14 protein-coding genes are annotated in these 12700 nt (G+C 70.0%); 7 read left to right on the top strand and 7 right to left on the bottom strand.

Annotated features, from left to right (window positions below):
* Nucleotides 1-194 precede the first annotated feature (194 nt).
* The gene (locus tag ASD48_RS43470) at nucleotides 195-347 is read left to right on the top strand and encodes a hypothetical protein (RefSeq protein WP_007384531.1); all 153 of its coding nucleotides are present in this window, start codon (nucleotides 195-197) and stop codon (nucleotides 345-347) included.
* A gap of 74 nt (nucleotides 348-421) precedes the next feature.
* Here the strand turns inward: ASD48_RS43470 and ASD48_RS21660 are convergent, their stop codons facing one another.
* The 3 genes from ASD48_RS21660 to ASD48_RS21650 all read right to left on the bottom strand — a co-directional run bounded on the left by ASD48_RS21660 (nucleotide 422) and on the right by ASD48_RS21650 (nucleotide 2868).
* Nucleotides 422-1027, bottom strand: a complete 606-nt coding sequence (locus tag ASD48_RS21660; protein ID WP_020127905.1) for a MarC family protein — start codon at nucleotides 1025-1027, stop codon at nucleotides 422-424.
* 54 nt (nucleotides 1028-1081) lie between these two features.
* Nucleotides 1082-1939: a PHP domain-containing protein gene (locus ASD48_RS21655; RefSeq protein WP_057603289.1), complete on the bottom strand. Its 858-nt coding sequence runs from the start codon at nucleotides 1937-1939 to the stop codon at nucleotides 1082-1084.
* Nucleotides 1940-2226: 287 nt separating this feature from the next.
* The gene (locus tag ASD48_RS21650) at nucleotides 2227-2868 is read right to left on the bottom strand and encodes a DUF6758 family protein (RefSeq protein WP_028806532.1); all 642 of its coding nucleotides are present in this window, start codon (nucleotides 2866-2868) and stop codon (nucleotides 2227-2229) included.
* 226 nt (nucleotides 2869-3094) lie between these two features.
* On the opposite strand from ASD48_RS21650, the gene ASD48_RS21645 reads away from it, so the two are divergent.
* On the top strand, nucleotides 3095-4318 hold the full coding sequence (locus ASD48_RS21645; RefSeq protein ID WP_057603288.1) for an MFS transporter: 1224 nt from the start codon (nucleotides 3095-3097) through the stop codon (nucleotides 4316-4318).
* Nucleotides 4319-4379: 61 nt separating this feature from the next.
* On the opposite strand, the gene ASD48_RS21640 is transcribed toward ASD48_RS21645, so the two are convergent.
* On the bottom strand, nucleotides 4380-4964 hold the full coding sequence (locus ASD48_RS21640; RefSeq protein WP_057603287.1) for a suppressor of fused domain protein: 585 nt from the start codon (nucleotides 4962-4964) through the stop codon (nucleotides 4380-4382).
* A gap of 491 nt (nucleotides 4965-5455) precedes the next feature.
* Here ASD48_RS21640 and ASD48_RS21635 point away from each other — a divergent pair, with 491 nt between their 5' ends.
* On the top strand, nucleotides 5456-6586 hold the full coding sequence (locus tag ASD48_RS21635) for a magnesium and cobalt transport protein CorA (protein WP_057603286.1): 1131 nt from the start codon (nucleotides 5456-5458) through the stop codon (nucleotides 6584-6586).
* A 31-nt stretch (nucleotides 6587-6617) separates the two neighbouring features.
* On the top strand, nucleotides 6618-7136 hold the full coding sequence (locus ASD48_RS21630; RefSeq protein WP_057603285.1) for a hypothetical protein: 519 nt from the start codon (nucleotides 6618-6620) through the stop codon (nucleotides 7134-7136).
* A gap of 84 nt (nucleotides 7137-7220) precedes the next feature.
* Here the strand turns inward: ASD48_RS21630 and ASD48_RS21625 are convergent, their stop codons facing one another.
* Nucleotides 7221-7973 carry a hypothetical protein gene (locus ASD48_RS21625; RefSeq protein ID WP_057603284.1) on the bottom strand — a complete coding sequence of 251 codons (753 nt, stop codon included), beginning with the start codon at nucleotides 7971-7973 and terminating at the stop codon, nucleotides 7221-7223.
* A gap of 193 nt (nucleotides 7974-8166) precedes the next feature.
* Here ASD48_RS21625 and ASD48_RS21620 point away from each other — a divergent pair, with 193 nt between their 5' ends.
* The 3 genes from ASD48_RS21620 to ASD48_RS21610 are packed head-to-tail and all read left to right on the top strand — an operon-like array spanning nucleotide 8167 to nucleotide 11225.
* Entirely contained in the window at nucleotides 8167-9462 is a 1296-nt protein-coding gene (locus ASD48_RS21620; RefSeq protein WP_057603283.1) for a CBS domain-containing protein, read from the top strand.
* Nucleotides 9452-10048, top strand: coding sequence for a DUF1003 domain-containing protein (locus tag ASD48_RS21615; RefSeq protein WP_057603282.1), 597 nt, complete (start codon nucleotides 9452-9454; stop codon nucleotides 10046-10048). The genes ASD48_RS21620 and ASD48_RS21615 overlap by 11 nt, the downstream gene beginning before the upstream one ends.
* 43 nt (nucleotides 10049-10091) lie before the next feature.
* Nucleotides 10092-11225: an Mrp/NBP35 family ATP-binding protein gene (locus tag ASD48_RS21610; RefSeq protein WP_054242707.1), complete on the top strand. Its 1134-nt coding sequence runs from the start codon at nucleotides 10092-10094 to the stop codon at nucleotides 11223-11225.
* Nucleotides 11226-11350: 125 nt separating this feature from the next.
* Here ASD48_RS21610 and ASD48_RS21605 read toward each other — a convergent pair whose 3' ends face one another.
* Both ASD48_RS21605 and ASD48_RS21600 read right to left on the bottom strand, forming a co-directional pair.
* Nucleotides 11351-12010: a hypothetical protein gene (locus ASD48_RS21605; protein WP_057603281.1), complete on the bottom strand. Its 660-nt coding sequence runs from the start codon at nucleotides 12008-12010 to the stop codon at nucleotides 11351-11353.
* Nucleotides 12011-12179: 169 nt separating this feature from the next.
* A complete protein-coding gene (locus ASD48_RS21600; RefSeq protein ID WP_057603280.1) occupies nucleotides 12180-12647 on the bottom strand; it encodes a sec-independent translocase in 468 nt (155 codons plus the stop codon).
* Between the last annotated feature and the right edge of the window lie 53 nt (nucleotides 12648-12700).

Genomic DNA, 12700 nt, shown 5'->3' with positions numbered 1-12700 from the left:
CCTCCATTGTCCCGGTGGTCACGCTGCGAACACAACCGGTCCCGTTCAGTCTCCGCAAACCCACTTACTCGTCAGTAATTAGCTGTTCGAAAAATTTCTTTAGCGTAGGGAATGTTTGTAACACGCATCCCGTTGACTCCCTGTGTAACCAAGTAGTTCTCCTCAGGAGGATGACCAGACGAAGGGAGAAGCCCATGCGCTTCGAAATCATGCGACTCGACGATGTCGACGGCACACCCGTGGACAGCACCGTCGTAGACGCCGCCTCCGTCAATCGGATCGTTCAGCAGGCCGCCGCCATCGGGCAGCGGCTGTGGATCCGCCCGGCCGACACCTCGGCCTCGTAACGCGGATCCCCCCTACAGGTTTCAGAGCCCCCCACGGCGATGCCGTGGGGGGCTCTGCGCGTACCGGGGACCGGTCAGCCGGCCCGGATCACCTGGGTGATCCCGTTGATGATCTGCTGCACGGCGATCGCGGAGAGCATCATGCCCGCGAGCCGCGTCACCAGGACCACGCCGCCGTCCTTGATGACCCGGATGATCAGCAGCGAGTAGCGCATCACCAGCCACAGCACGACATGGATGGCGAGGATGGCCACCCAGACCGACACCTGCATCGCCGCGCTGTCGGCCTTCTGCACGGCGAGGATGACGGACACGATCGCACCGGGCCCGGCCAGCAGCGGCATGCCCAGCGGGACGAGCGCGACGTTGACGTCCTTGGTCTGCTTCGGCTCGTCGGTCTTGCCGGTGAGCAGGTCGAGGGCGATCAGCAGGAGCAGCAGCCCGCCCGCGATCATCAGCGCGGGGACGGAGACGTGCAGATAGTCGAGGATCTGGTGGCCGAGGAGCCCGAAGACGGTGATCACGCCGCCGGCCACGCAGACCGCCTGGAAGGCCATCCGCTTCTGCACCTTGCCGGGGCGCCCGGCGGTCAGCGCGAGGAAGATCGGGGTGATCCCGGGGGGATCCATGATGACAAAAAGGGTGAGGAACAGGGAGCCGAAGACGGCGACGTCGAACATCAGTGCGAAAGCCTTGCGGGAGAGGGGGTGGTCCGGGACGAGCGGAGGTGAGCCTCAGGCCCCGCCGGTGCCCGGCACCGGGAACGCGCCGGTGGCGCGCCGGGTGATCTCCCCGTACACCTCGGGGTCGGTCGTGTACTCGCCGAGCACGCAGGTCTTGCGGCTGCCGTGGTAGTCCGACGAGCCGGTGACCAGCAGCCCCAGATCGGCGGCGAGCCCGCGCAGCCGGGCGCGCGTCTGCGCGTCGTGGTCCATGTGGTCGACCTCGATGCCGTCGAGGCCGGCGGCCGCCAGTTCCGCCACCACGGACTCCGGCACCGTCCGACCGCGCTTGGCGGCGCCCGGGTGCGCGAAGACGGTGACCCCGCCGGCACCCTTGACCAGCCGGATCGCCTCGAAGGGATCGGTCTCGTGCTTCTCGACGTGGGCCCGCCCACCGTCGGACAGCCAGTCCTCGGTGAAGGCGTCGTTCACGGTCGGCACGACGCCGAGTTCCACCAGGGCGGTGGCGACATGCGGCCGTCCGACCGACCCCTCCCCCGCGATCCGCGCCACCTGCTCCCAGGTGACGGGGACGCCCAGCTCGTTGAGCCTGGCGACCATCGCCCGCGCCCGCGGCACCCGGTCGTCGCGCACCAGCTCACGCTCGGCGAGCAGGGCGGGCTCCTCGGGGTCGAACAGATAGGCCAGCATGTGCATGCTGATGCCGTCGATGCTGCAGGACAGCTCGGCTCCGGTCACCAGCGTGAGCCCTCGCGGCAGCGCGGCGACGGCCTCGGCGTATCCCCGGGTGGTGTCGTGATCTGTCAGCGCGACGACGTCCAGACCGGCGGCACCCGCGTTGCGGACCAGCTCGGCCGGGGTGTCCGTGCCGTCGGAGGCCGTGGAGTGGCAGTGCAGATCGATGCGCACGACGCGGACTCCAGGCGGTGACAGGGCGGAACGGGACGCTTCAGCATAGCCGGTAATCAGACCACCCCTGTCACACCCAAAACCCCGGAGCACCCCCTACACCCACCACACAGAACCCCCGGCTCGACACACGAACGCCACCGACCCCCGGCACGACGCCGCGACGCACATACGGCACCATCCGCCACCCCAGGGGTGCGAGGGACTGCGCGACCAGCCACGACGGCGCGGCAGGCACCCACGACCGCAAGCCCCGCAAACCCTCGACCGGCCCAGCGCGGTGGGGGCTACGGCTTGAGCAGGCGCGGCGACAGCGCCCCGCACGGCACCAGTTCCAACTCGGCCCCCGCGTCCCGCAGATCCGTGAGCACCAGCTCGTCGTACATCAGCAGTCCGGACTGCTCGGGCCACACCACGGCCCACAGCCACAGCCCGCGCGCCTCCCCCGCGAAGACCGCCCGGTCGTCCGGGGTGGCGGAGACATGCCAGAGCGGGGTGGGACGTCCGGCGGCCAGGACCTTGGCCTGCGGCGGTTTCTCGACGCTCATGTACGGACCCGGGTCCGGCCCGTCGACACCGGCGTAACGCGCACCGAGCCCGACGCCCAGCTCCTCGGCGACCAGGATCAGCTCACCCATACCGCCGAGCGGGCCCGGTCCGGAGCAGGCCACCGCGGTGGCACGGCCTCCGCTACGGTCGTCCCCCGCGTACGTCACGCCCGTGAAGAGCCAGCCGACCGGCAACGGCCACGGCATCCACACCGGTACCTGCGTGCGGTGCACGACGACGCTGAGAGCCTCGACGCTGGGCGGGATCACGGGCTGAAGCGGATGCACCGTCCCGTGCACATCGCACTGCCAGGAATCGGCGAAGAGTCCGGGAGCCCTGACCCGGCCACCACACTTCGGGCAACTGGGTTCGCCCCTCATAGAGCCCCACGGTCCTACCCGAGCACGCCCACGTCAAGGACGATCACCCGTCCGGACGGAAGTGACCGCCCCTCGATCGACGCGGCCACCCCTCCGGAGCCCACCGGCCGTCCCTCGGCAGCTCCCCGGCCACCCCTCGCCCCGATATGGATGTAGCTTGCATTAATTAGGCGATCTAACTTATCGTGTGTATATACCAACTATCTTTCGAGGGGTGAGCGGAACCATGGACCCATTCGACGCGGGGACCGGAAGCATCCTGCGACAGCCGAAGGCGGTGTGGGCGACGGCCGGCGCGTCCGTGGTCGCCTTCATGGGCATCGGCCTGGTCGACCCGATCCTGCCGTCCATCGCCCAGGGGCTGGACGCCACGGCCGGCCAGGTCTCCCTGCTCTTCACCTCGTACTTCCTGATCACCGCGTTCGCGATGCTGGTCACCGGCTTCGTCTCCAGCCGCATCGGCGGCCGCAGGACGCTGCTGGCCGGCCTCGCCCTGGTCGTCGTCTTCGCTGGCCTCGCGGGCACCTCGGGCTCGGTCGGCGAACTCGTCGGCTTCCGGGCGGGCTGGGGACTCGGCAACGCGCTGTTCGTGTCGACCGCCCTCGCGGTGATCGTCGGCGCGGCGGCCGGCGGCAGCGCGGCCGCCATCCTGCTGTACGAGTCCGCGCTCGGCCTCGGCATGGCGTGCGGACCGCTGCTCGGCGCGCTGCTCGGGGACGCCAGCTGGCGCTACCCCTTCTTCGGCACCGCGTTCCTGATGGCTATCGGCTTCCTGTGCATCACGGTGTTCCTGAAGGACCAGCCGAAGCCGGCCCGCAAGATCTCCGTCCTGGACCCGATCAAGGCGCTCGGGCACGGCGGTCTCGCCTCCGCCGCGGCCTCGGCGTTCTTCTACAACTACACGTTCTTCACCGTGCTGGCCTTCACCCCGTTCGTGCTGAACATGACCCCCTACAAGTCGGGGGCGGTGTTCTTCGCCTGGGGCGTGCTGCTCGCCGTCTTCTCGGTCCTCGTGGCGCCGAGGCTCCAGAAGCGGTTCGGCTCGCTGAAGGTGCTCGGCGGCTCGCTGGTACTGCTCGCCGTCGACGTGTTCGTCCTCGGGTACGGCGACCACACCACGGCGATCGTCTGCACGATCCTGTCCGGCGCCTTCATCGGCGTGAACAACACCGTCTACACCGAGTTGGCGCTCGGCGTCTCCGACGCCCCGCGTCCGGTGGCGAGCGCCGGCTACAACTTCGTGCGGTGGTTCGCAGCCGCGGCCGCTCCCTACTTCGCGCCGAAGATCGAGGAGTGGACCGACATCCATGTCCCGTTCGCCGTCGCGGCGGTCACCGCGCTGCTCGGCGCGGTCGTGGTCGTCGTCCGGCGCGAGGCGCTCACCGGCGAAGCCGAGGAACTGCGGCCGCGGCACGCGGCGCAGGACGGGGTCTCGGTCTTCGCCGACTGAGCCGACCGGGCGTCAACTGACGACCGACGCCCGAGCGTTGGTGACATCGGTCACCCGGACCTCAATCGAGTGGGACGGATCTCCGGGACGGATCCCGCAGGTCCGTCCCGTTCGTCAGCCAGCGCTCCTGGAGGGCCTGGGCGCCGTGCACACGCTTCCAGGCGGCCTCGTTGGGGGTCATGGGGAGCAGGGGCAGGAAGCGGACCGGATCGAGGGGCTCGTCGAGGTCGAGATCCTCGACCAGACCGCCCGGCTCGGCGACCAGGACCGAGGTGAACGGGGCACCTGGCCACAGGGGTTCACCCACGTCGAGGGAGCTGCCCGGAGCCACTACCACACCCTCGACCTGCGGGGACGCGGCGAGCACGGCCAGCGGGCGGAGCACCTTGTCGGTGTCGGACGTGCCGGGCCGGACGGACAGCACCAGCTCGGCACGCGGGCCCTCGACCGGGTCGGCGAGCATCGCCGTCGGGTCGCTCATCGGCTGCGCGGACATGCCGAGCGTGGCGTAGCGGACGACGTCACCCTCGTGGAAACGCAGCACCTCGAGGCGGTCCGTACCGAGGAAGGTGACCGCGGCGCGGGCGTCCGGCTCGCCGAGCGCGCTGCGCAGACGAGCCTCGACCAGAGGAAGAACATCAACCATGCGGCGAGCATAGAACTCGTCGGTGCTGGGCAAAGCAGCGCCTTGACACTTCCGTCGACTGCTATTCTGGCCCGGTGGTTCGGGGCAGCACGCAGAAGCGTCGCGATCTTGCCCCGACGCAGACGAGACTCCCTTACGAGGGACCGGCTGGAGGAGGTGGGGCTGTCATGGATCGAAGTCACCCGTGCAGTACCACTCGCTCTTCCTGCCGCTGACGCAGCTGCTCCGGCTTCTTGGCCCCCGGCTGGTCGCCACCTCTCGCGCTCATCTTCATGCGGAAGAGCACTTCGTTTCCTTTTTCACCTGATCTGCTCGATCTGTCTGATCTGCCAGATCTCACCGGTCTGATTCAGTAGCGAAGCTCGCCACCGCGACGGAGCGGTGCTTCCCGCTTTGTGGACGTGCCAAACCTCCGCACTCAGGACGTCCTCATTCCGGGCAGTTCCACCCGTCGTGGCGGTCTTTCCTCGCTAGTCGCGAAGGAGCCTGCCATGTCGATGATCCGCGACCTCCGTGCCGTTGTCCGCCCGGCCCGTCCCTCCCTGCGCAAGGGGGGCGGGCGTACGGACACCGGCGCCTACGACACCACCCGCGACCCCGCGACGCCGTCGGCCGTCGTCGACTGCGCGGTCTACCGCGACGGCGCGCGCGTCACCTACGCGCAGCCCCCGACCCCGCAGGAGGCCATGCGCCGGGTGCGGCGCGACGGAGGCTTCGTGTGGATCGGCCTGCACGAGCCCACCGAGGCCGAATTCGCTGGTATCGCAAGCGAGTTCGGGCTGCACCCGCTGGCCGTGGAGGACGCCGTGCAGGCGCACCAGCGGCCCAAGCTGGAGCGCTACGACGACTCGCTCTTCACGGTCTTCAAGACCATCCACTACATCGAGCACGACCGGCTCACGGCCAACAGCGAGGTCGTCGAGACCGGTGAGGTCATGTGCTTCACCGGCAAGGACTTCTTCATCACCGTCCGGCACGGCGGCCAGGGCTCGCTGCGCGCGCTGCGCCACCGCCTCCAGGAGGACCCCGAGCTGCTCGCAAAGGGCCCCTCGGCGGTGCTGCACGCCATCGCCGACCACGTCGTCGACGGCTACATCGCGGTCGCGGACGCCGTCCAGGACGACATCGACGAGGTCGAGACGGAGGTGTTCTCGCCGGGACGCAAGGGCACCCCGCGCGGCACGGACGCCGGCCGGATCTACCAACTCAAGCGTGAGGTACTGGAGTTCAAGCGCGCCGTGTCGCCGCTGCTGCGGCCGATGCAGCTGCTGAGCGAGCGGCCGATGCGGCTGGTCGACCCCGACATCCAGAAGTACTTCCGGGACGTCGCCGACCACCTCGCCCGGGTCCAGGAGCAGGTCATCGGCTTCGACGAGCTGCTCAACTCGATCCTCCAGGCCAACCTCGCGCAGGCCTCCGTCGCGCAGAACGAGGACATGCGCAAGATCACGTCCTGGGCCGCCATCATCGCCGTACCGACGATGGTGTGCGGGGTGTACGGGATGAACTTCGACTACATGCCGGAACTGCACTGGAAGTTCGGCTATCCCGTGGTCATGTCGGCCATGGTGGCGCTCTGTGTGGGCATTCACCGCACGCTCAAGCGCAACGGCTGGCTGTGAGGGCCAGGGACCGGCTGACTAGGGTTGAGCCATGACAAGAGAGCTGCTGCTCGACCGGGCCCTCGTCGAGGAGGCCACCAAGAAGTCCGGCCTCGTCTGGGTCCAGGGCTCCGGTGAACCGGCCGCGCGTGCGCTGTGGCACGTGTGGCACGAGGGCGCGGTCTGCCTGGTCGGCGACGGGCCCGGGGAGCAGCCGCTGGCCGGGCTCACCGAGGGCGGTTCGGCCGAGGTCACCGTCCGCAGCAAGGACAAGGGCGGCCGGCTGGTCTGCTGGACGGCGAAGGTCGTCACCCTCGCGCCGGACTCCGAGGCGTGGCGGGCGGCCGTCGCCGAGCTCAAGGGCAAGCGGCTGAACGCGCCCGACGGCGAGGCGATGACCGAACGCTGGGCGCGCGAGTGCCGGGTGCTCCGCCTGGAGCCGACGGGCGCCACGCTGCCCCTGCCCGAAGGGGATCTGGCGGCACGGCCCGTGCCCTCGCCCGCCACCACGCGGGAGCCCGCGCCGGCGGGGCTGCCGAAGCTGCTGCTGCGCAAGCGCAGACGCGCGTAGCCGGTACCGCGGGCGGCCCGGTACGACGAGCGGCCGGTACCACGGGCGGCCACTACCGCGGGCCGTCGGGCCGCGAGCGGTGGCTCACGAGGTCGGGAGCTGCTTCCCGTAGTCCACCGTCTCGTCCTTCGCCGGTTCCTTCAGGGCGAAGTCCTTGCCCCAGGAGGAGAAGCTCAGCGTTCCCGCTCCGCCGGCCCGCTCCAGCCGCAGCGGGTAGGGCTTGCCCTCCAGCGACACGTCCAGCTTGCCGCCGGAACCGCCGTCGCCGGTGATGCGGATCGTCCGGACGCCGGACTGCTCGTGGTGCCCGTCGGTGGCCAGCGAGCCGTGCAGCGTCAGCAGACCGTCGAGGAGGAGGTCCTTGTCCGTGAAGCCGCTGAACTTCTTGTACGAGGGGTCACCCGTCGGCACCTTCACGTACTTGCCGTCGAGCTTGACGGCGGCCGCCGTGTCCGAACCGTCCTCGCCGGACTTGCCGTCCTCCTTGTTCCAGAACGCCGCGTCGGCCTTCAGGTACAGCTGCTCGCCGACCCGCAGCAGGTGGAAGGTGGCGCCCTCCGCGGTGACCGACCCGGTGCCGCCGTCCGCCTTCAGGCTCATGTCCAGCTTGTACGTGTGCCCGCTGGTGACCACGCTCCCGGAGAGCCGCACCTCGTCCACGGCACCGGCCGCGGCCTTCGTCTTCGCCTGTATCTGCGCGGCGGACAGCTTGCCCACCCCGTTCGTGCCCGCGTCCGGATCCTCGCCGCACCCCGTCAGTCCCATGCCCACGACCAGTGCGCACATCGCGCTCACCAGTGAGGCACGGCGAGTTCGGCCCTGGGGAATCGCAGTCACAGAGAAGGCCGCCTTTCTGCGGGGGTGTGCTGAGCGGCGTACGGCAGCGTACCGGGGCCGCGGCGCGCGGGCGGAGCCAGTCCGTCCGGACCGCCCACCAGGGCGGATCCGATCGGGACGGGCTAGCCTGAAGCCCGCACCAGCGGGCAATTGGGAAAAGAACATCACCGGCAACAGAAGAAGGAGGTGCGGTATGGCTGCGGGCGCCCCGCGGATCTTCGTCTCGCACCTCTCCGGCGTTCCGGTCTTCGACCCGAGCGGCGACCAGGTGGGGCGGGTGCGCGATCTCGTCGTCGTGCTGCGGGTGCGGCGCAGGCCGCCGAGGGTGCTCGGACTGGTCGTCGAACTGTCCACCCGGCGCCGCATCTTCCTGCCCATGACCCGGGTGACCGGCATCGAGTCCGGCCAGGTCATCACCACCGGCGTGCTCAACGTCCGCCGCTTCGAACAGCGGCCCACCGAGCGCCTCGTCTTCGGGGAACTGCTCGACCGGCGCGTCACGCTCGGCGAGACCGGCGAGGAGGTCACCGTCCTCGACGTGTCGGTGCAGCAGCTGCCGGCCCGCCGGGACTGGGAGCTCGACCGGGTCTTCGTGCGCAAGGGGAAGAAGGCGAGCGCCTTCCGGCGGGCGAAGGGCGAGACGCTGACCGTGGAGTGGTCGGCGGTCACCGGGTTCTCGCTGGAGGAGCACGGACAGGGCGCGGAGAGCCTGCTCGCCACCTTCGAGCAGCTGCGCCCCGCCGACCTCGCCAACGTCCTGCACCATCTGTCGCCGAAGCGGCGGGCCGAGGTCGCCGCCGCGCTCGACGACGACCGTCTCGCCGACGTCCTCGAGGAGCTCCCGGAGGACGACCAGATCGAGATCCTCGGCAAGCTGAAGGAGGAACGCGCGGCGGACGTCCTGGAGGCCATGGACCCCGACGACGCGGCCGACCTGCTCTCCGAACTCCCGGAGCAGGATCAGGAGCGGCTGCTGAGCCTGATGCAGCCCGACGACGCGGCCGACATGCGGCGCCTGATGTCGTACGAGGAGCACACCGCGGGCGGTCTGATGACCACCGAGCCGATCATCCTGCGCCCCGACGCCACCGTCGCCGACGCCCTCGCGAGGGTGCGCAACCGCGATCTCTCCCCCGCGCTCGCCGCGCAGGTCTACGTCTGCCGCCCGCCCGACGAGACCCCGACCGGCAAGTACCTCGGCACGGTCCACTTCCAGCGGCTGCTGCGCGACCCCCCGTACACGCTGGTCAGCTCGATGCTCGACGACGATCTCCAGGCCCTGGCGCCGGACGCGGCGCTGCCCGTCGTCGCCGGGTTCTTCGCGACGTACGACATGGTCGCGGCGCCCGTCGTCGACGAGGCGGGCTCGCTGCTCGGCGCGGTGACCGTGGACGACGTCCTGGACCACATGCTGCCGGAGGACTGGCGGGAGACGGAGTTCCACCTCGACGGGGACACGACCGAGGAGGTGGGTTCGCATGACTCCTGACCGCGAGACGGGGCGCGTCGAGCGGACCCCGGTCGGCGCCACGGCGAGCAGCCGTCCCCGGGCCCGGCTGGACCAGCCACGGCAGCCCAGGCACCGGATCCTGCCCGAGTGGGACCCGGAGGCCTTCGGGCGGCTGTCGGAGCGCATCGCGCGGTTCCTGGGCACCGGGCGGTTCATCGTCTGGATGACGATCGTCATCATCGTCTGGGTCCTGTGGAACATCTTCGCCCCGCGCGACCTGCGCTTCGACAACTACCCGTTCATCTTCCTGACCCTGATGCTGTCGCTCCAGGCCTCCTACGCGGCCCCGCTGATCCTGCTCGCGCAGAACCGGCAGGACGACCGTGACCGGGTCAACCTGGAGCAGGACCGCAAGCAGAACGAGCGGTCCATCGCCGACACCGAGTATCTGACCCGGGAGATCGCCGCCCTGCGGATCGGTCTCGGCGAGGTCGCCACCCGGGACTGGATCCGCTCGGAGCTCCAGGACATGGTCAAGGAACTGGAGGAACGGCGGGACGGGCATCGCGAACATGCCGTATTCCCGGCAGAACGGTCGCGGGGACGTGACGTAGACGACCGGTGACGGGCTTACCGGCCCGCCCGCCGCTCGCCGTACCATCGTCTCTATGGCTAGCGAAGACGCGGTGCGCGAGGCACTGGCGACGGTGAACGACCCCGAGATCAACCGGCCCATCACCGAACTGGGGATGGTGAAGTCGGTAGAGATCGGCGTGGACGGGACGGTCGCGGTCACCGTGTACCTGACGGTCTCCGGCTGCCCGATGCGCGAGACGATCACCCAGCGGGTGACCGACGCGGTCTCCCGGGTCGACGGTGTCACCCGCGTCGACGTCACTCTCGACGTCATGAGCGACGAGCAGCGCAAGGAACTGGCGAACGCCCTGCGCGGCGGCCAGACCGAGCGCGAGGTCCCGTTCGCCAAGCCCGGCTCGCTGACCCGCGTGTACGCGGTCGCGTCCGGCAAGGGCGGCGTCGGCAAGTCGTCGGTGACGGTGAACCTGGCGGCGGCGATGGCGGCCGACGGTCTGAAGGTGGGTGTCGTCGACGCCGACATCTACGGCCACAGCGTGCCGCGCATGCTGGGCGCGGACGGCCGTCCCACCCAGGTCGAGAACATGATCATGCCGCCGTCCGCGCACGGCGTGAAGGTCATCTCCATCGGCATGTTCACCCCGGGCAACGCCCCGGTCGTCTGGCGCGGCCCGATGCTGCACCGCGCGCTCCAGCAGTTCCTGGCCGACGTCTACTGGGGCGACCTGGACGTGCTGCTGCTCGACCTGCCGCCGGGCACCGGCGACATCGCGATCTCCGTCGCGCAGCTGGTCCCGAACGCCGAGATCCTCGTCGTGACGACCCCGCAGCAGGCGGCGGCCGAGGTGGCCGAGCGGGCGGGCTCCATCGCCGTCCAGACCCACCAGAAGATCGTCGGCGTGGTCGAGAACATGTCCGGTCTGCCCTGCCCGCACTGCGGGGAGATGGTCGACGTCTTCGGCACCGGCGGCGGACAGTCGGTGGCCGAGGGCCTCACCCGCACGACCGGCGCGAACGTCCCGGTGCTCGGCTCCATCCCGATCGACGTCCGGCTGCGCGAGGGCGGCGACGAGGGCAAGCCGGTCGTCCTGACCGACCCCGAGTCCCCGGCGGGATCCGCCCTGCGCGCCATCGCGGGCAAGCTGGGCGGCAGGCAGCGCGGTCTCTCGGGACTGTCGCTCGGCATCACGCCCCGGAACAAGTTCTAGCCCGGGCCCCCGGCCCCCCGGGCCCGGCCGCGGGTCCGCCGCGTCGTTCGGTCCCTCACATCGCCTTCCCACGACAGCGGGGGCGCCGTCCAGCACGGACGGCGCCCCCGCTGTCGTAGGGCTGGTCAGGCGTAGGTCTCGATGTCCTTGATCATGGCGAAACCGAGGCCGTACGCGCTCATGCCCCTCCCGTACGCCCCCACGTGCACCCCTTGCGAGGTCGAGCCGGCCAGCACCCAGCCGAACTCCGACTCGCGGTAGTGGAAGGACGTCGGCACGCCGTCGACCGGCAGGGACAGCGTCGACCAGTCCGGCCCCGCGAGGTCGTCGGCGAGGACCCACGCCGTCTCGGTCTGCTGGTCCAGCCAGTCGTCGCGCAGGCTGTGGTCCATCTGCCCCGGCCAGGTGAAGGTCAGCAGACCCACCCCCGCAAGCCAGGCCGCCGAGGACACCGAGGTGGCCTCCAGCAGGCCCGTGCCGTCGGGGCTGCGCCGTACGGGGTTCGCGGCGACGGTCACCACGACCGCGAACTTCCCGCGGTCCTCACCGGCCGTCTCGTGCCGTACGGAGGGTTCGTCGCCGTGACCGATGGAACCGTGCTCGACTGCACCGTCGGCCGCAGCACCCACCTGCATCAGCCAGCGCCGTCCCGTGAAGGCCTCGTCGAGGCCGTACCAGGGGAAGGGCGCCTCCAAGTAGCCGTCGACCGTACGCCGCGCGGAGGGGACCTGTTGTCCGCCCTCCGCGGCCGGCGTCTGCTCGACTGCCCGACTCGTCGTCTCCATGTGCCCGGACGCCTCCTCGTTCTCGACGGAACGACCGGCCCGCCCCCCTTCGGGCGTACTCGTCCGCTCCGCACAACAACCAGGCAGCATAGCCACCCCGCTCCGCGCCGCCGGGAAGCCGCCCGGCGCGTGCGGCGTGCGCCCCCTCACATCGGGGGGCGTGAGTCACTCAGGTGGCGTCCGCGTCGTAGGGCGGACGGTCGTCCTTGGCGGGCTCCTCGGGCTTCTTGGTCATGTCGATACGACCGTCGCCCGAAGACCCCGAACCCGAGGAGATCGCCGAGGCGGACGAACCCGAGACGGCGGCGTCCGTGTCGCGGCTGTGGACCGCGTCCGTGACCTCGGCCATCTCCTTCTTCAGGTCGAAGCCGTTGCGGATCTCCTTGAGCCCCAGCTCGTCGTTGTCCAGCTGCTTGCGGATGAACGTCTTGGGGTTGAGGTCCTCGAACTCGAAGTCCTTGAACTCCGGCCCCAGTTCGCTGCGGATGTCCGCCTTGGCGCTCTCCGAGAACTCACGGATCTTCCGGACGGTACGCATCACGTCCTGAATGACCTTCGGGAGCTTGTCCGGACCGAAGACGAGCACGGCCAGGACGACGATCGTCACCAGCTCGAGCGGTCCTATGTCATTGAACACCTGAAGCTCCTTGCGATGTCCGCGGCCCTCGGCCCTCGGCCCTCGGTGGTCAA

Source organism: Streptomyces sp. Root1310 (genome assembly GCF_001426425.1).
GTDB lineage: Bacteria > Actinomycetota > Actinomycetes > Streptomycetales > Streptomycetaceae > Streptomyces.
The sequence above is the reverse complement of the archived record's forward strand: the minus strand, read 5'-3'. Positions and strand labels throughout refer to the sequence as shown.